17 protein-coding genes are annotated in these 17,429 nt (G+C 50.2%); 11 read left to right on the top strand and 6 right to left on the bottom strand.

Going from position 1 to position 17,429, the window contains the following annotated elements:
* Window positions 1–3,359: DNA polymerase III subunit alpha (locus WH37_RS01435; protein WP_046228763.1), on the bottom strand; the 3,359-nt coding region annotated here is incomplete at its 3' end.
* A 126-nt stretch (window positions 3,360–3,485) separates the two neighbouring features.
* Here WH37_RS01435 and WH37_RS01430 point away from each other — a divergent pair.
* From WH37_RS01430 to WH37_RS01420, 3 genes are all read left to right on the top strand, one after another.
* Window positions 3,486–3,812, top strand: coding sequence for a YtrH family sporulation protein (locus WH37_RS01430; RefSeq protein ID WP_046228806.1), 327 nt, complete (start codon window positions 3,486–3,488; stop codon window positions 3,810–3,812).
* 3 nt (window positions 3,813–3,815) lie between these two features.
* The gene (locus tag WH37_RS01425; protein WP_046228762.1) at window positions 3,816–4,331 is read left to right on the top strand and encodes a sporulation membrane protein YtrI; all 516 of its coding nucleotides are present in this window, start codon (window positions 3,816–3,818) and stop codon (window positions 4,329–4,331) included.
* A gap of 314 nt (window positions 4,332–4,645) precedes the next feature.
* Complete coding sequence (locus WH37_RS01420; protein ID WP_046228761.1) at window positions 4,646–4,942, top strand: YtpI family protein; 297 nt, start codon at window positions 4,646–4,648, stop codon at window positions 4,940–4,942.
* 87 nt (window positions 4,943–5,029) lie between these two features.
* Here WH37_RS01420 and WH37_RS01415 read toward each other — a convergent pair whose 3' ends face one another.
* A complete protein-coding gene (locus WH37_RS01415) occupies window positions 5,030–6,370 on the bottom strand; it encodes a DRTGG domain-containing protein (RefSeq protein WP_046228760.1) in 1,341 nt (446 codons plus the stop codon).
* A gap of 34 nt (window positions 6,371–6,404) precedes the next feature.
* Window positions 6,405–6,893 (bottom strand): hypothetical protein, encoded by a 489-nt coding sequence (locus tag WH37_RS01410; RefSeq protein WP_046228759.1) that lies wholly within the window; start codon window positions 6,891–6,893, stop codon window positions 6,405–6,407.
* Window positions 6,894–7,074: 181 nt separating this feature from the next.
* Between WH37_RS01410 and WH37_RS01405 the strand changes: the two genes are divergently transcribed.
* The gene (locus tag WH37_RS01405) at window positions 7,075–7,422 is read left to right on the top strand and encodes a helix-turn-helix domain-containing protein (RefSeq protein WP_046228758.1); all 348 of its coding nucleotides are present in this window, start codon (window positions 7,075–7,077) and stop codon (window positions 7,420–7,422) included.
* Between the two features lie 64 nt (window positions 7,423–7,486).
* On the opposite strand, the gene WH37_RS01400 is transcribed toward WH37_RS01405, so the two are convergent.
* A complete protein-coding gene (locus WH37_RS01400; RefSeq protein ID WP_046228757.1) occupies window positions 7,487–7,768 on the bottom strand; it encodes a hypothetical protein in 282 nt (93 codons plus the stop codon).
* A gap of 69 nt (window positions 7,769–7,837) precedes the next feature.
* Window positions 7,838–8,173 carry a YlbF/YmcA family competence regulator gene (locus WH37_RS01395; RefSeq protein WP_046228756.1) on the bottom strand — a complete coding sequence of 112 codons (336 nt, stop codon included), beginning with the start codon at window positions 8,171–8,173 and terminating at the stop codon, window positions 7,838–7,840.
* Window positions 8,174–8,321: 148 nt separating this feature from the next.
* On the opposite strand from WH37_RS01395, the gene WH37_RS01390 reads away from it, so the two are divergent.
* The 6 genes from WH37_RS01390 to WH37_RS01365 are packed head-to-tail and all read left to right on the top strand — an operon-like array spanning window position 8,322 to window position 15,056.
* Entirely contained in the window at window positions 8,322–9,686 is a 1,365-nt protein-coding gene (locus WH37_RS01390) for a YheC/YheD family endospore coat-associated protein (protein WP_046228755.1), read from the top strand.
* Between the two features lie 11 nt (window positions 9,687–9,697).
* Window positions 9,698–10,885, top strand: coding sequence for a YheC/YheD family endospore coat-associated protein (locus tag WH37_RS01385; RefSeq protein ID WP_052736738.1), 1,188 nt, complete (start codon window positions 9,698–9,700; stop codon window positions 10,883–10,885).
* Complete coding sequence (locus WH37_RS01380) at window positions 10,882–12,258, top strand: YheC/YheD family endospore coat-associated protein (RefSeq protein ID WP_046228754.1); 1,377 nt, start codon at window positions 10,882–10,884, stop codon at window positions 12,256–12,258. Before WH37_RS01385 ends, WH37_RS01380 begins: the two co-directional genes overlap by 4 nt.
* The gene (locus tag WH37_RS01375; RefSeq protein WP_046228753.1) at window positions 12,258–13,412 is read left to right on the top strand and encodes a YheC/YheD family endospore coat-associated protein; all 1,155 of its coding nucleotides are present in this window, start codon (window positions 12,258–12,260) and stop codon (window positions 13,410–13,412) included. Before WH37_RS01380 ends, WH37_RS01375 begins: the two co-directional genes overlap by 1 nt.
* Window positions 13,412–13,915, top strand: coding sequence for a GNAT family N-acetyltransferase (locus WH37_RS33230; RefSeq protein ID WP_143088447.1), 504 nt, complete (start codon window positions 13,412–13,414; stop codon window positions 13,913–13,915). The genes WH37_RS01375 and WH37_RS33230 overlap by 1 nt, the downstream gene beginning before the upstream one ends.
* On the top strand, window positions 13,872–15,056 hold the full coding sequence (locus WH37_RS01365) for a YheC/YheD family endospore coat-associated protein (RefSeq protein ID WP_046228752.1): 1,185 nt from the start codon (window positions 13,872–13,874) through the stop codon (window positions 15,054–15,056). Before WH37_RS33230 ends, WH37_RS01365 begins: the two co-directional genes overlap by 44 nt.
* A gap of 102 nt (window positions 15,057–15,158) precedes the next feature.
* On the opposite strand, the gene WH37_RS01360 is transcribed toward WH37_RS01365, so the two are convergent.
* Window positions 15,159–15,839, bottom strand: coding sequence for an HAD family hydrolase (locus WH37_RS01360; RefSeq protein ID WP_046228751.1), 681 nt, complete (start codon window positions 15,837–15,839; stop codon window positions 15,159–15,161).
* 243 nt (window positions 15,840–16,082) lie between these two features.
* On the opposite strand from WH37_RS01360, the gene WH37_RS34275 reads away from it, so the two are divergent.
* The gene (locus tag WH37_RS34275; RefSeq protein ID WP_074904705.1) at window positions 16,083–16,952 is read left to right on the top strand and encodes a transposase; all 870 of its coding nucleotides are present in this window, start codon (window positions 16,083–16,085) and stop codon (window positions 16,950–16,952) included.
* The last annotated feature ends 477 nt before the right edge of the window (window positions 16,953–17,429 follow it).

Genomic DNA, 17,429 nt, shown 5'->3' with positions numbered 1-17,429 from the left:
CCCGCCGGGGCGGCAGGCGAAGCCGCCCGCGCCCCGCCCTTGCCCTGCCCGGACGGCTTCGCCTGTCCGGTACCGGGCCACGCGCCTCTTGCGGCGCGGGCCTGCGCTTGCCGCTGCAGGCGCTGCGCCTGCTCTGCGAGCGGCGCCCCTGCCGCAGCAGCTCCGCCTGCAAGCGGCACAACATCCTCCAGGATGAGCTTAAACTCCTCATCCTGATGCTGAACGGTCGCCTGCACAATGGCGAGGCCTCCCTTTTCCAGCTTATCCCCGCAGCGCTTCCACACTGCCGGGAAAACAACGGCTTCGACGCGGAGGATGCGATCCTCCAGCTCCAAAAACCCCATCGCATTGCCCTTTTTGTTCGTGAACGGCTTCAGCGACACAATATGCACCGCCGCTACCGCCGGCGCACCTTCCGCGCTATCTGCCAGCTCGAACAGGCGGTCGAGCCCAAGCGGCGCGAGCTGCTCCTCCACTGCATCGAGCGGATGCCCCGACAAATACATGCCGAGCAGCTCGCGCTCCAGCTCCAACTGCTCCGCTGTGCCGAACGGACGAATGTCCGGCAGCTCCACATCCCAGTTTTGCACCTCGTCGAAGCCGAACAGCTCGATCTGCAGCTCAGCGCGCTCCTTGCGCCATTTCACCGCCGCCTCGACCGTCTCCTCTAGAGCACCGAGCAATTGCGCCCGGTGTCCCGGCAGCGAGTCAAAGGCGCCAGCCTGAATCAGCGACTCCAGCACGCGCTTGTTCACGACGCGCAAATCGACGCGGCGGCACAGGTCGAGCAGGCTCTCAAACGGCTTGTCCGCCCGCTCTTTCCGCAGCGTTTCAATCGCCTGCGTTCCGACATTTTTCACCGTTGCCAGCCCGAAGCGCACGGCCCCTTCAACCGGCGTGAACGTTATGCCGCTCTCATTGACATCGGGCGGCAGCACCTGAATGCCCATTCGGCGGCATTCATCGACGTATTCCGCCGTTTTCCGCTGGTTGCCGTTCACCGACGCCAGCATCGAGGCCATAAACGGCACCGGATAATGCGCCTTCAGCCATGCCGTCTGAAAAGCCAGCACGCCGTAAGCAGCCGCATGCGCCCGCGGAAATCCATAGTCTGCAAAACGCACGATCATATCATAAACGAGATTCGCCTCGTCCTCGCTGTAGCCCTGCGTCACGCTGCCCTTCACAAAATGCTCCCGCTGCTCATCCAGCACCTCGCGCTTTTTCTTCGAAACTGCCCGGCGCAGCAAATCCGCTTCACCGAGCGAGAAGCCCGCCATGCTGGAGGCAATTTGCATAATTTGCTCCTGGTACACGATAATGCCATACGTATCGGCAAGAATCGGCTCAAGGGACGGATGAGGATATTCCACCTGCACCTCGCCATGCTTGCCTTGAATATATTTTGGAATAAATTCCATCGGGCCGGGACGATACAAAGCAACGACCGATACGATATCTTCAAATTCCGACGCCCTCAAATCCCGCAATACGCGGCGCACACCGGAAGACTCCAATTGGAAAATGCCCGTCGTCTCGCCGCGGCCGAGCATCGCATACGTTTCCGGGTCATTATCGGGAATCGTGCGGAAATCAATCGTCTCGCCGTACTGCTCCTTCACCCAATTCAGCGTTCGCTCCAAAATCGAAAGCGTACGCAGTCCCAGAAAGTCCATCTTGAGCAGCCCAATCGCTTCCAGATGCTCCATCGAATATTGGGTTAAAATAGCCCCTTCGCCGCCCGCTTGCAGCGGCACATACTCCGTCAGCGGCTCGCTGGCAATGACAACTCCCGCGGCATGCGTCGAAGCATGGCGCGGCATGCCCTCTACCTTAAGCGCCATATCCAGCATCGCCGCCGTCTTCGGCAGGCGCTCCGCCGCCTCGCGCAGCCCCTCAGTCGTCCGCAGCGCCTCGGCAAGCGTAATGCCGAGCTGGCGTGGAATGAGCTTCGCCGCGCGATCCACCTCGGCGAACGGCACATTCATTGCGCGTCCGACGTCGCGGACCGCCGCTTTCGCCGCCATTGTGCCAAACGTAATAATTTGGGCGACATGCCCTTCGCCGTATTTTTTGGCTACATAAGCAATGACTTCATCACGGCGCTCATCATTAAAGTCGATATCAATATCGGGCATCGATATGCGCTCCGGATTCAGAAAACGCTCAAAGAGCAGCTTGTATTTCAGCGGATCTACATCGGTGATCCGCAGTGTATAAGCGACCAGACTGCCTGCTGACGAGCCCCGTCCCGGGCCAGTACGAATGCCCTGCTCATGGGCAAAACGGATAAAATCCCAGACGATTAGAAAATAATCGCTAAAGCCCATTTTTTCAATGACAGACAGCTCATAGGCGAGCCGTTCCTCAGCCTGCTGGCGGAATTCCGGCTCCTGCGTCCACTCCGGCAGCAAGCTGTATCTCGCAAGCAGCCCTTCGCTGCATAGCTGCTGCAAATACCCTGCTGAGCTTGCTCCCTCCGGCACGGGATGGTACACCGGAAGCGGCGCCCGTCCGAATGCCAGCTCCAGCGTGCATTTGTCCGCGATTTCTGCCGTATTCGCAATAGCCTCCGGCACATGGCGGAATAGGGCTGCCATCTCTTCCCCGCTCTTCAAATACATTTGGTCGGTCTGCATTTTCAGACGGTCCTCGTCATCGACGGATTTGCCCGTTCCAATGCAAATGAGCACATCCTGCATTTCCGCATCAGCAGCAGTCATATAATGGACATCGTTCGTAACCGCCAGCTGAATGCCGGTTTCCCGCGCCAGCTCAATCATCGCCGCATTCACTTTTTTCTGCTCCAGCAAATGATGATCCTGAAGCTCCAAATAAAAATCATCGCCGAAAATGTCCCGATACCGCTCCGCTGCTTTGCGCGCTTCATCTGGGCGATCGTGCAGCAAATGCTGTGAAACTTCGCCTCCAAGGCAAGCACTCAGGCAGACGATGCCTTCCGCATACTTAGCCAGCATTTCCGGATCGACGCGCGGACGATAATGAAAGCCTTCCAAATGGGCAATCGAGCTCAGCTTCATGAGATTGCGATAGCCTGTCTCATTTTTGGCAAGCAAAATTAAATGATAGATCGGGTTTTCCTTACGCGAGCCCTTCTCAAACCGCGAGCCCGCGGTCATATACATTTCACAGCCTACAATCGGCTTAATACCATGCTGCTGGCAAGCACGGATGAACGGAATAGCCCCGTACATGACACCGTGATCCGTAAGCGCCAGCGCCTTCATACCCAGCTCGGCAGCGCGGGCTGTCAAATCGCGTATACGCGCCGCGCCATCAAGCAAGCTATATTCACTATGAACGTGCAAATGCACGAATGGCGACTCTTTAGCGGTCATTGCGCCTCGCCCCCTCAGGTGTTCCATCACTATTTGTCTATTTTATCATAATCGCCAAGGCACCGCCCATACAATGATAATAGGAGCCGGACGGGCTCCACTTGGTGAAGAGAGCTGGTGAGCGAAGTGAATTATTTTTTGATGAAGGCAGGACTCGATTTCTTTATTGCCTTTGGCGTCGTATTAGGTGGCTCGATGCTCGCCGGCATTGGATCGGTATTTCTGCTGATGCCCCCCACCTCCATGATGGTCAATACAGCGGCAAATTTAAAAATATGGGCTATAGTAGCCGCAGTAGGCGGCTCCATTGATCCGATGCGCGTCATAGAAAGCAACATTATGGAGGGCCATTTGTCCCCGGCGGCACAGCAGGTTGGTTATATTATCGCTGCTTTTCTCGGGGCTCATATGGGTACGGAGCTAGTCAGGCTTATTTGCAAAGGGACGAGCTAAGCGATGCGGCTGCCACCGTTTGAGAAATATACTAAAGGGCTGCAAATGTTCGGCATGCTTCTGCTCGGCATGGTTGTCGGCGCGGTCGTTTACAACTCCCTCTATCAGGCGCAATTTGAGGCGCTTATCAGTCTCAAAAGCGAGCTCGAAATCCAATTGGAGCAGTACGAGCAGGACATTAGCAACCTTAAGGAGTTCAAGCATCAGCATACGGTCATCAAGAGCATCTTGCCGCGAATTGAGCTGGAAGCAGGGCAAAACGCAGGTCGCCCGCAGCTGGACAAAATGACGGAGGCCGAGCTGATTCGGCGGATCAAAGCCGATCTTTCCGTTTTTATCGGGCAAAGCATTTACGAGATTGATTCCAATGCGCAGTTTGCAAGGAAGCTGCTGAGCAAAAGAGTTTACAACGAGGTGCTGGAGAAGGATTACGAGGTCGAGGTCAAAACGATGCTTGTGGTCGATAACGTGCTGCAGCTGTGGGTTAAAGTCCGCCTGCATGATCGCGGACCGAGCTAGAAGCGTAGTGAAAAAGAGGCTGCACTGCATGAAAAGGTTGGCTTACGATCGCTGTTGTCTCTGGATTCCTTTGAATAATCGTTCTGCGGTAGGAAACAGAGACAAAGGCGAACGCTGACGCTTCTCCAGCTCAACCTTTTCATTCCGCTTCGCCTTTTTCACCACGCTTCTAGTGATTTATTAAAAAAAGCAGCGCAGCGTAAAAGGCATTCGCTGCGCTGCTTCTGTTTTTGGCACTATTCATGCTACAATAGCAGCAGAAATGCGGAATAAAGCACCATCATTCCGCTTGCAAAGGAGCTGCTTTAAAACGAATGGACTCACTGATGCAATTTTTATTTGCCCCCGTCATCTTCCTCACCTTGCTGCTGACGGTTATTTTCAGCTACAGATCCCGCCGGGCCACTGATGGCGCCAAACGCATGCTGTACGGGGCCAGAATGAATATAAGCATGGGCATCATGCTCATATTCATTGCCGGCGTTCAGCTGTTTCTGTCCAATGAATCTACTGTGCGCATCGTCATCGGGGCGCTATTCATGGTCATCGGCCTATTCAATCTTTTTGCTGGCCTACGCAATCACAGCCTGCTACGCACGACACGCCGCTAAAAAAAGGCAGCGGAGAACGCAGCGCTATTAAAGCTCAGCTTCGTTCACTCCGCTTGCCTTTTTCAGAGCGATCACCCTGCTTTATTTTTAAGGATCAATCATTTGGGCTGACATCATCGCTTTCGCTGCCAGCCCATTTCGATCCCTCACTTCAATTTCCAGCTTCGTTGATTTGCGGCTCATCTCCATGGCCCGCGGTATAATCGTTATTTCACTGTCCATTTCAACGGGCTTAACAAAATAAGTCGTCATGCTTTCAAGCAAATAATCGCGTTTCCCCGTCTCGCGAATCATTCTCCTGCCCGCCTGCGTCATGAGCGTAACGAGTACGCCTTCCGATATCATGCCAAGCGAACCCGACATTTGCGGCGTTACGACCCCTTTATAAACAAACTCGCCTGCTGCATCCTCGCTAGCCATAAATCTTGACCACATTAAATCATCGAACGTTTCTCCCGATTCCGGCTGTTTACCTGCAAACCGAAGCGCATCAATTACTTGCTGGCGGCTAATAACACCAAGCAGCTTGCGATGCCGATCGACGATGGGCAGCAAATCAATACCTTCCGCTGCCATCGTATGAGCAGCTGATGTAACGGTAATATTCGGCGCAGCCGTAATCGGATGGCGGGTCATTAGCTTATCGACGGTCTGCTCATCGAGGGCGCCGGAAGCATCCTTTGCTGTCATCATGCCAATGACTTTGCCACGGTCATCCACCACTGGAAACCGCGAATAACCCGTTCTGCGCCGCAGCTCCTTGAAGCTGCCTGCCGTATCTCCGGGATGCAGCACATCGGCAGGCCTGCTGAACGTAACCAAATCTTCAATCAGCATCACTTTTCGCTTAATAAGACGGTCGTACATAGCGCGGTTGATCATGGACGCAACGGTAAACGTATCATATCGCGAAGAGAGAATAGGCAGCCCCTTCTCATCAGCAAGCGCTTTAACCTCTTCGCTCGTCTCGAAGCCGCCTGTAATGAGCACGCCTGCTCCTTGCTCCAGCGCCCGCTTGTGCGCACCGATCCGGTTGCCGACAATAAGCAGGCTGTCTTCATCAATATAACGCAGCATAGCATCAAGCTCCATGGCGCCGATGACGAACTTATGAAGCGTTTTTTCAAGGCCAGATGCGCCACCGAACAGCTGCCCTTCTACAATTTCCGCCACTTCGCCAAACGTAAGCTGGTCGAGCGCTTCTTTTCTTTTACGGTCGATTCGCACCGTCCCAATTCGTTCCTTTGTGCTGACGAGTCCGGTTGCTTCCGCTTCTTTAATGGCTTTATAGGCTGTTCCTTCACTGACTCCCAGCGTTTTTGCAATCACTCTGACCGAGATTTTCGTTCCGATCTTCAGCTCTTGAATATGTGCAAGAATCAGCTCATGCTTGGTGCTGGTCTCTGAACCGGAACCGACTTTAGACACACCTGTACCTCCCTCTGGCTTTCAACACTGCTGGCTAACTTTTAATGTTTTCATTATACCAATCCACCATAACGGCGGCGACCTTAAGTTTGGCGTCTATTTCTTGGCCGTGCTTGTCCATAAATCTATATTTATCGAAAACAGGCTGCAATACACTTTTGCTTAAAGCCGTACTCATTCCTTCAATAATAAAAGCTTGCCAATCATAAACAATCGGTACAGAATAACGCAGCTGATAGGCAGGCACATCCGTCAGCTTAATAGATTGTTGCGGAATTTCCTCGTAAATGGTGGAAAATAATATCGAGGCCTTCTCACTATAAGGACGCGACGCCACTTCCGATTCCAGGCTGATTCTATACTCAACCAATTGTGAATGGGGCTCTACCCGGCAGTGCAGAATGCCATGCGCAAGCAACAGCTTTTCTTTTTTATGAAAAATCGTATAGCTCAAACGGACGTGGAATCGCACCTGACGGTAATACAACTGCACTTTTCTAAAGAACTCAAATTCGTCTACCATCTCCCAATCTCCTTGTAAAAAGAACCTTTTAAGTAAAAAAGAAGTTGAATAAGGACCATTTTACATAATTATAATAAAGCCAGGTATTTCCGTCAATGACTTTAGTCATTATATTTAATAGGTTCTATAGAACGTTGTTGGTTAGCATCTAAAGCTCTATCTTTAGGCTGAGGTGAACAATTTGAGTAAATTTGCCCGCTACATTGGAGATAACATCCGCACACTGCGCAAAATGAGAGGGCTTAGCCAGGAGCAGCTGGCGCTCAGAGCGGACATTAACGCTTCGTATATGGGGCAAGTCGAGCGAGGAGAGAAAAGTCCCACCGTTGATGTACTCGGCAAAATTGCCGCAGCGCTCGACTCTCCGCTGGAACAGCTTGTTCATTTGGACGCTTCGCAGCAGACAAGCCCAGAAGACAATAGTTACGCCGACAAAATCGCCCATCAATTACATGGACTAACCGTCAAAGAACAAGAAGCGGTTTACAAATTCGTAAAGCAGCTCGTCCAGTTCAAAGAATTGGATTAATGATTGAAAAACAAATAAGGCTCAGCGACTATCGCTGAGCCTTATTTGTTTTTGTTTCGCTATGCTAGCCGCGCGCGCGCCTCCCGGAAACGACCTGTTGCAGCTTGCGCTCCAGCGCCAGGCTTTTGGCACGTTTAATGCGCTGCATCTGCTTCCGCCTCGCTTCACCTTGCATCAGCGCGTCAATTTGCGCCGCCACAATGACTAGCGAGAAGATCAGCCAGACGATGCCGAACAGGCTTGTCCCGCTCCATGGAGCGCCCAAATCCAGTCTTGGCACCCCGTAGACTAGCATCGCTACCGCAGCTAGCAAATATAATACATGACGGCTCCTGCCTTTTCTCATATCCCTCAGCTCCTCTGGTAGCACTCCTCACATTATATGAAGCAAGGACGAGGGATATGACCGCCGGCGTTAATCAACGATGGATTTTAGCACATCGGACATAATGCGGTTTATGTCCTCAAAAACGATGGAGAAGCGGCGCTCAGCCTCCATCAAGCTGCTGACGAGCGGATTCAGCGAAATGACCTCATACAGCTTGTTCAGCGTATCCATATCGACAGCGGAAGGCTCCTCTCCCGCCATCATTTTCTGCTGCAGCTCGTTTTGGCGCTCGCGAAAATCATCAAGCATCCGTTTTGCATCGGGATCGGCGTCTGCAGCCCGTTTCGCTTCCTTGAGCAAACGCGCCTCCTCGCTGTCCTTTAATGCTTTTGCCAGCTCATACGTTTTGTCGTAAACATTCATGGCTTTTCCCCTCCATTATTTGCGTGAACAGCTGTTAGTATCTAATCACCAAGGGATAGATGTCCTCATATGATGAATTAATTCGTGCAAAACACCCAGCGGCTGTTACCCGCTTGCCGGAATCCTCCTGCTTGGAAGGAGATTTACGATGCTCAAATCGAAAGTAGCCGTCCAGGTTATCAGCTCAGGCATGCTCGCCGAGGATACGCTCATGCTGGGCGAAGCCTATATGAAACAGTGGAAAATTCCTCAGGGCCAGCCTGTAGCGATGACCTTCGGCTCACTTAAGCAACATGTCAAAGTATTACCCGTCGCACGTTATGACGGCATTCGAATTAGCCAGAGCCTAGCGCGTAAAATGGGCATTGCGAATGGCGCTGCATTAAGAATTAACTATAAATCCGGTTCAGCGACGCTTTCATTAGGCCCGCTTATCGGTATTCTGATCAGCAGGGATTACCCAGAGGCGCCCGATAAGCCGTTCGGCTCGATCACCATGTTCTGCAAGGAGATGGTTGACGGCTGCGCCGCGCAAGGCGGGCATGTGTTTTTTTTCACCCCCGGCCAAATTACTGGCGAGCAGCAAACCGTAGAAGGCTGGATCTATGCGAGTGGCTGGCAAAGGGCGTCGCTTCCCATTCCAAATGTCATTAACAATCGACTTACTTCCCGAAAACTAGAGAACAAACCCAGCGTACAACATTTTTTCAAAGAAGTAAAATCCAGGTTTCAGACAACCGTTTTTAATGAAAAGTTTCTCGATAAAACGGAAGTATTCGAAGCGCTCAAGAAGGATGAAGCCGCCCTTCGCTATTTGCCGGAGTCCTATTCACTGCGCAGCTTTTCCACTCTTAAAGCCATGTGCAGCAAACACGCCAACATTTTTCTGAAGCCTGCCAGAGGAAGCCTTGGCAAAGGGATCATTCGAGTATCAAAGGCTGAGAATGGCGGCTACCAGGCCCAATTCACCACTACGACGGGCTCGCGCAAGCAGCTTTATCCAAGCCAGCTCAAACTATATTCCGCCATCTCTGTGAAAATGAAAACCGTCCGCTATCAGGTACAACAAGGCCTCCAGCTGATTGAAATCCAGAAACGCCCCGTTGACTTCCGGGCACTCGTGCAGAAAAATGTCAGCGGCAAATGGAAAATCACTTCGATTGTAGCCCGAACAGCCGGCGGACAGCATTTTGTTTCCAACCTCGCAAGAGGCGGCACATTAAGTACCGTTAGCGAAGCGATTTCCAAATCCAACTTGACGAGCGGCCGAGCGGATGCCTCGAGCAGGCTGCAGCAAGCAGCGCTTCTCATTGCCAAAGGGATTGAGACGCATATTCCCGCCCATTTCGGGGAGCTCGGCATCGATCTGGCTATTGATGCAAGCGGCAGAGTGTGGCTGCTGGAGGTCAACTCCAAGCCTTCCAAAAATGACAATACGCCGCTGAATGATAACAAAATTCGTCCATCAGTTCGCATGGTTATTCAATATTCCCGATTTTTATCGGGCTTCTAGCGGAGGCGCCTATGACAGCAGAAGGCATGACGATCGGATTATATGTTGCTTCCATTGAGATGCATGCCCCGCAGGAGGAGCCTAGGCTTCCGGAGCCCGCGTTTTACAAGCAGCTTGCGGAAACCGCTAGAAGGAAAAAGATTGATTTTTACGTCTTTTCTCCATGCGAATTTAACGCGGATAACGGTCAGCTTCAGGGCTATCGCTTTCTGCATCAGCGCTGGGAGAAGGACATCTGCAAGCTGCCTGATATCATCTACGATCGACGCTTCTGCAAAAACACAGAAGAGCAGCTTGCTTGTCGCAGCGCCCTGCAAGCTATTGCAGCGCGCAAGCCGCATATTATTTTGAACGGCACCCTCCCGTCCAAATGGGAGGTTTACGAAGCGCTTGCGAGTGATGAGCGCATCCAGCCGCTTTTGCCGGCTACCCAGCGTTATAGCCATGGCGCTATGCTGCGCAGCCGCCTTTCAGCTCCAGGCTCCGGGCTGTTTCTCAAGCCCGCCTCAGGCATGCAGGGCAAAGGCGCCTTGCTGCTCAGGTGGCATACTGCCGGGTATTTGACCATCTCAGGGCGCAGCAAAGGCAATCTTCCTTTTCAGAGGCGGCTCGGCAGCTTGGAAGAGCTGGAGCAATGGCTAGCGAGGTTTATCGGGAATTCCAGCTACATTATTCAGCCGTATTTGCAGCTCCAGCTAAAAACGGGCGAACCTTTCGATATCCGGGCTTTGGTACAAAAAAATACGCAAGGACGCTGGCGTGTAACAGGCCTCGCAGCCCGCTGCGGACAGACCGGCTCGATTACCTCCAACCTTCACGGAGGGGGCGGAGTCAGATCAGCGAAGGAACTGCTTATAGCTGAATACAGTGAAGCAGTAAATGATCGTTTATTGAAGCAAATTCACGAAATAAGCCTGTATGCAGCAGAGCAGCTTGAGCAGCGCTTCGGCAGACTGGCTGAGCTTGGCCTTGATTTTGGCATTGAGCAGGGCAGACGATTATGGCTTCTGGAAGCGAACTCCAGACCAGGAAGATCGGCGTTTAGGCGACTTGGCTTCGAGAGATGTGCTGCACGATCTCTTGAGCGGCCACTAGGCTATGCCCAAATGCTGGCCCGCCGTCTCCATACGCCGTTAATTACTCCATTACCCGTATTAGACCGTTCTCGGTATGACAACGTTCAGGAGGTTCTTCCATGAGTTTGACAACTTGCAACGTACACTTTTCCCAACAAACCGATCGAGTCGTCTATCTGTCCAGTACGCTTCTTAAAGAACTGAAGCTGTCAGGCAAAAAAACGATGCACCTCAAGCTAGGCAGAGAAGTCGTTACGGCCGCCATCCGCCCAGTCAAGCGCCAAGGCAACCATCTGTATTTATCGGCGGGTGTCCGCCAGTCAATCAAAGTACCGAAGACTGGCAATATTTATTTGCTTCAATCTGGAGATAATGAAATTCAGCTTGGACCCTTGGTCGGCATCCTAAGCGATACCGGCTTCCCTTCTTCTGATAGTGCGCCATTCGGTGCAAGAACCGGTTTCATCAAGCAGGTCATCCGGTCGGGAGAGAGCAAAGCGTATTTATTCGGCTTTACGCCAAACGACATCAACTGGCAGCAGGAAACCGTCAATGGCTACTTTTTGACCGCCCAAGGCAGCTGGTATCGCAAAACGGTTCCGCTTCCTGACGTTATCTACAACCGGCTTCCCAGCCGCAAGGCAGAAACCTCGGCCATGATCAACTCGCTGCGCGAGCGGTTTGTAAGGAAGAAAATCCCGTTTTTCAACTGGAGCTTTTTCAATAAATCGGATGTTTACAAGCTGCTCGATAAAGATCCTGAGGCCCTTCAGCATTTGCCTGAATCGGTGTCGGGCCCTACGCCGGATAAAATCAAGGAAATGCTTGAAGAGCATCAATTTTTATATTTCAAGCCTACAGCCGGAAGCCTCGGCATCGGCATCTATCGCTTGACCTACCACCCTAAGCGGGGCTATTTCGCCCGTTATCGCAAAGGTAATCAAAATGTGCTGCTGCGCTTTTCGAACTTCCAGAGCATGATCCGCATGCTGCATGCCCGCCATGGCAGCTCGCTAAATAACTATGTCGTCCAACAGGGAATACGGCTCGCCGAAATTGACGGCTGTCCGCTTGATTTCCGTTTTCATATGCATAAAAATGGCCAGAACGAATGGGTGCCCGCAGGAATTGGCGCAAAAAAAGCCGGACGGGGCAGCGTCACTACCCACGTCAAAAACGGCGGCTCCCTCATGACACCGCAGCAGGCGTTAAGCCGGACCTTCGGCAGCGATGCCGCCGATGTGCTGGACAAAGCGAAGCAGGTCGCTATCAACCTTTCGGAAGCTATTGAACGCAACTATCCTCACCGCCTTGGCGAGCTGGGGCTGGACATCGGTATCGATAAAAATAGCGAGATATGGATGTTTGAAGCCAATGCCAAGCCTGGACGTTCTATTTTCAAGCATCCTTCCTTAAAATCGGAAGGTCGTGCCTCACTGGATTATATCATTGAGCATTGCCTGTACCTCAGCAAGTTCCAAGGGGGTGACAGCTGATGGAGCAGCTGATTAAAGAACAGGAATCAACAGCGGAGATCCGGGCCGGAAGGCCCGTACTCGCTATTTTGACTATAGAGGATGACATTCAGCTGTTTCGCGGCAACCGCAGCAACTTTTCTGATTTAATTCGTGTAGGCCGGGAGCAGGGTTTTATCGTTTACGTGCTTACTACCAAAAACTTATATTTAAGCCGGACCAGCCTGAAAGGCTTTATTTTTGACGAGCAGCAGGAAATATGGCAGCAGCGCCTGCTGCCGTTTCCAGACATCATTTACAATCGTATCCCTCAACGGGAGGATGAGCTCCTGCCCGCCGTCAAAAACAAAATCAATGCCTGTATTAAAGATCCCAGAGTAACGTTATTCAACCCCTTTTTTTTCAACAAGTGGCATTTATTCGAATGGCTTCGCCAATCCAAAACGACTAAGCCCTACATCCCTTTGACCCGCAAGTTAATGTCCCTCACAGGGCTGGGCAAAATGATGCAAAAACATTCATTTTTATACTTGAAGCCAGAGAGCGGCAAAGCTGGCAAGGGCATTATGACGATTACCCTTAAAGCCGAGAAGCAGCTGCCCTATCGTTTGAAAATCCAGGAGGAGCGCAAAAGTGCAACCTATAATTGCGCTACGATAACGAAGCTGTGGAGCCGCATCCAAAAACAAAGCTCAGGCGAGGCCTATATCGCACAGCAGGGTATCCAGCTTGCATCCTTCAATGACCGCCGCTTCGATCTTCGTGCTCTTGTACAGAAGAACGGGCTTGGTAAATGGGAAATGACAGGAATCGGTGCAAGAGTCGCCGGTTCCTCAAGCATTACGACACATGTGCCTAGGGGCGGAATGATTGAAGATCCGGAGAAGCTGCTCATTAGTTCTTTTAATGCAGAGCAGGCGCGTAGAATACTTTTGAAAACCAAACGCACCGCCTTGCTGATCGCGAGGCAGATCGAGCGCGCCTCTGGACAAACGCTTGGCGAAATGTCGATGGACCTTGGAATAGACAGCTCGGGCAGTGTTTGGTTTTTCGAGGCCAACTCCAAACCAATGAAATTCGACGAGCCTCATATCCGCCAAAAATCGCTGGAGCGTATTTTTCAATACGGCTTATATTTAACAAATAAAAAAGCAGGCAAGGCAGGAGGCGTGTAATGATGGAAGTGCAGCTGCTCACTCCAAAACAATGGAACAGCTACCGCAAGCGACTAGCTGACTTCGCTGTGAAGTATAGCGATAAGAGATTGACAGCTGCGTCCATTCAGACCTTCCGCTCCTTGAACTCTGCCCTGCTCGTCCCATCAGTTGAAGCTGCATATTCCGAGGCGGCCGTTTCAATCGCCAGGCAAGGCTCACGTTTACTTGGCGTGGGCTTCGCAGCAAATGGCGGCCAGCAGGAATGCTTTTTCGTCGTCCATCCAAAAGCCCGCGAGCTTGGCGTCGGAACGGCTGTCGCTCGGAGTCTGATTAGCAGATTGGGCCAATTAACCTGTCATGTTGCAGTCGACAACGTTCCGAGCATGGCGCTGTGCTTCCGCCTTGGAATGAGCGCAGTATCTATGTTCACCGGACCGACTGGCAAGCCAACGCTCCGTTTTGAAAGGAGAACTCCTAATGCCGCAGCCTGTACTCGGAATATTGACGTTATACCTCAATGAGAACGGTATGCTTGAAGAACGGGATATTTACCGTAAAATGACAATTGCTGGTCGCAAGCTAGGTCTCGACATTATTATTTTCACCCCTCAAGACGTCAACTACAAACAAAATCGCATTCATGCATTAATTTATAATGAAGCGTCCAAAAAATGGTCGCGAAAATGGACTGCATTTCCGCACATGATTTTTGACCGTTGCCGCATTCAACGAACTTATCGGTTCGATCAGCTGCTGCAATTTCGTTCCCGCTACAGCCATCTCAACTTCCTCAACCGCCCACTTCGAAACAAATGGACGATACACCGAACTTTGATGAAGGATTCCCGTTTTAAAAGCTATCTTCCGGCGGCACACATTGCTGAAAATGCCCAAGTCGTATCCGAGATGCTGCGCAAGCATCCGCTTATTTACCTTAAACCGATTAACGGCACGGGCGGCAGAGGCATTTTGCGCATTGAGCGAAAAAAAAGCGGAAACCTTCTTATTCAAGGCCGCGACCAGGCGAGACGAATTATTAGCCCGCAAAAAATAAACTCTGCCTCCTTAAGCGGCTATTTATCCGCATGGGATTTAAAAGGGACGCGTTACATCGCCCAGCAGGGCATCCACCTCAAGCTTCCAAGCGGACGCGTGCATGATTACCGTATGCTCGTTCAAAAAAACGGGGAAGGTGTTTGGAGTGTAACAGGCTGTGCGGGCAGAGTAGGGCCTGCCGGGAGCGTAACCTCCAACCTTCACGGAGGCGGCCATGCCGTTCCCATGACTGAATTGCTGCAGCAGTGGGTAAGCGATGCTTCACTTGTTAAAGAAATCGAAGTTGACGCCGAACAATTCAGCATTAACGTCGCCAAACATCTTGAGCAGGTGTATGGACGTCTTTGTGAACTTGCTCTCGATCTGGCTATTGACCGCAAGGGCCAAATTTGGCTGCTTGAAGTCAATCCCAAACCGGCAAGGGAGGTTTTCGCCCAAGCCGGAGAGAAAGAAGCTTATCACCAAGCGATTATTAAACCTCTAGAATATGCCCTATGGCTTTATCGGCAGAAAAGAAACGGAAAAGCCAAAAATACCAATAACAACAATAACAGTAGCTTGACCAATATGGATGCTTTAAGCAAATCAACAATCGATTCCGCATAAGATTGGCATGAAAAAGAACCTGGCTGTGACGTCTGATCTAGACGCCATTACCAGGTTCTTATCATTTCATTCTATTCACTGCTCTGCCCTACCTTGCTCAGACTACGCTTCAGCCAACAGCTCAACGATTTCCGGCAACTTGGCGATCAGCACATCTGCTCCCGCAAGTTCGGTATCCCGTCCATAGCTTGCATAAGCGCAGCCAATGACTTTAAGCCCATTTGCTTTTCCCGCTTCCACATCAGAAGAGCGATCCCCAACCATCCATGCGGTTGCAATTTGATGGTCTTTCAACAATTGAGCAACCAAATCCACTTTCGTCGCCGTTTGGTATTCCCCTGCACTATACAAGCCATCGAACAAATCATAAATGCCCTTGTAGCGAGCAACACCACGCACATATTCTTCCAGTCCGTTGCTGGCTACGAACAATTTGATGCCATGCTCCTTAAGCTTTTTCAGCATTTCTTCCGCTTGAGGATATAATCTACCTTCTCCTGCTTCCAGCTGTTCCAGCTCATACCGAAGCATCAGCTCGTCAGCGCGCCTATGAGCTGCGTCTGAGCCGTCAGGCATTACTTTACGCCATATATCTTCCAGCAACATGCCAAGGCAGCTGAGCAGCCGCTCAATAGGCGGTGTTGGCTGATTATAAAGACCTTCTTCACGCAGAGTTTGAAACAATCGCTCGTGAACAGATACTAGCAGTGTATCCGTCTCAAACAACGTTCCATCCATATCAAAAATAACCGCTTCCGGCTTCGTCCATTTCTCTCCCGCCATATGTAAGTGCCTCCTCGAATTGTGTGTCCTTATCATACCTAATTATGTCGAGCCCTCGCAAGCACTAACGTTATACAAGAAAATGAACTCAAGCCTAAAGTATCTCTTCTGTTTTCCTTGCTTACAGGCATTATCCCCTTAGCTCAGAAAACTTTTTCTATCAACCGACCTATCTAATTGACTTCAAGCCATTATTTCGATAAAATGAGAACATAAGTTCTCGTTCATGAGAGGGAGTTAGCGATGACTACCATTTCTGAGTCCATTGCAAAGTTTGATATCTGCTTTTCCACTGACGAAGCATGCTATTCCTTTTTTTATAATATTAAATGGCCAGAAGGTTTTCGCTGCCCTCGTTGCAATCACCATTCTGCCTATAGGATCGCTTCGCGCCTCTCTGATTTATATCAATGCTATTCCTGCCGTCATCAGACGACACTAACTGCAGGCACTCTCATGGACAAAAGCCGAACACCCTTACGAAAATGGCTGCTCGTGTTATTTTTAATCTCCCTGCACCAAATTCAGATTAGCGCTGTTCAAGTAGCGTTAGCTCTTCATATAACTTATAAAACAGCCTGGAGCATGCTCCACAAAATTCGCCAATTTATAAGCAGAGCCGATGAACATGAAAAGTTATCTGGTGTTATTAAAGCTGCAGTGGAGTTATATGCTAAAAAGCAATATTCACCTAACCATGACTCACCTAAAGAATGCTCAATTGTTATAGCTTGCTCTTCCAGCTTTTGCTCTGCTTCACACTTTAAGTTCAAAGTTATCTCATCTGCTAATTTGAATGAAAGGCGCTTATTACGCTCTGGTGTAGAAGACTTTGCTCGTAACTACGTTACCGGTACTTACATGAATGATATAATTATTCATCCATTGTACCGTATGGCGGATTCGAGATTTCTTAGACGACAATATAAACGTTCCATCATTAAATTAAATGCTTGCTTTAAGGGTATTGGCGCTATTCATTTGCAGTCTTATTTGGATTACATTTGCTTTTTCCTGAATCATCCCAACCTAGACCATTATTCTCTCTTACAGAAACTTACATCATCATGCTTAGGCAGACCATTATCAAAAAACGACCTACTACCATACTAATCATCCCTCTTTGTTAGGGCTGACCCTATTGCGATTTTTAGACGTCATGAAACTATAGTAATGCCAATAAGAGATTGAAGCCGTCTTTTCACGCAATCAAATATTACATAAATGTTGTGAGGTTAGTCATTCTCTCTCTGGCCCAATAGTATTTTAGATACGGATTATCTATTAAATTTTTGTTATCACCGATTCGATTCGTTAGCATTTTTCTATATTAATTCAAGGTTTGCATTGACGATAAGATCAATTCATCCATCTTCCATTGATAAAATAAATCGTTTCCTCTCCTCTATCGATCCTCCGATGCGTAAGTAACGCACCCCAAAAGTGTAAGCTTTTGACTTCTGAGCTTTTGAGCTTTTGAGCTTTTGAGCTTCTGAGCTTCTGAGCTTTTTCTATTTTCCTATCATTTTTTATAGTCTATTGATCCATGGAATCAATGATTGGATAAACTAATGTTCTATGTTCTATGTT

This window comes from Paenibacillus algorifonticola (assembly GCF_000971975.1).
GTDB lineage: Bacteria > Bacillota > Bacilli > Paenibacillales > Paenibacillaceae > Pristimantibacillus > Pristimantibacillus algorifonticola.
Note: the sequence above shows the minus strand (reverse complement) of the source record. Positions and strands in the feature narration are given on the sequence as shown.

Bases quoted from the DNA above. Each gene is read 5' to 3' on its own strand.
- WH37_RS01425 (WP_046228762.1), top strand. From the start codon at position 3,816: ATGCGGCTGCCACCGTTTGAGAAATATACTAAAGGGCTGCAAATGTTC.
- WH37_RS01420 (WP_046228761.1), top strand. From the start codon at position 4,646: ATGGACTCACTGATGCAATTTTTATTTGCCCCCGTCATCTTCCTCACC.
- WH37_RS01410 (WP_046228759.1), bottom strand. From the start codon at position 6,893: ATGGTAGACGAATTTGAGTTCTTTAGAAAAGTGCAGTTGTATTACCGT.
- WH37_RS01400 (WP_046228757.1), bottom strand. From the start codon at position 7,768: ATGAGAAAAGGCAGGAGCCGTCATGTATTATATTTGCTAGCTGCGGTA.
- WH37_RS01395 (WP_046228756.1), bottom strand. From the start codon at position 8,173: ATGAATGTTTACGACAAAACGTATGAGCTGGCAAAAGCATTAAAGGAC.
- WH37_RS01390 (WP_046228755.1), top strand. From the start codon at position 8,322: ATGCTCAAATCGAAAGTAGCCGTCCAGGTTATCAGCTCAGGCATGCTC.
- WH37_RS01385 (WP_052736738.1), top strand. From the start codon at position 9,698: ATGACAGCAGAAGGCATGACGATCGGATTATATGTTGCTTCCATTGAG.
- WH37_RS01380 (WP_046228754.1), top strand. From the start codon at position 10,882: ATGAGTTTGACAACTTGCAACGTACACTTTTCCCAACAAACCGATCGA.
- WH37_RS01375 (WP_046228753.1), top strand. From the start codon at position 12,258: ATGGAGCAGCTGATTAAAGAACAGGAATCAACAGCGGAGATCCGGGCC.
- WH37_RS33230 (WP_143088447.1), top strand. From the start codon at position 13,412: ATGATGGAAGTGCAGCTGCTCACTCCAAAACAATGGAACAGCTACCGC.
- WH37_RS01365 (WP_046228752.1), top strand. From the start codon at position 13,872: ATGCCGCAGCCTGTACTCGGAATATTGACGTTATACCTCAATGAGAAC.
- WH37_RS01360 (WP_046228751.1), bottom strand. From the start codon at position 15,839: ATGGCGGGAGAGAAATGGACGAAGCCGGAAGCGGTTATTTTTGATATG.
- WH37_RS34275 (WP_074904705.1), top strand. From the start codon at position 16,083: ATGACTACCATTTCTGAGTCCATTGCAAAGTTTGATATCTGCTTTTCC.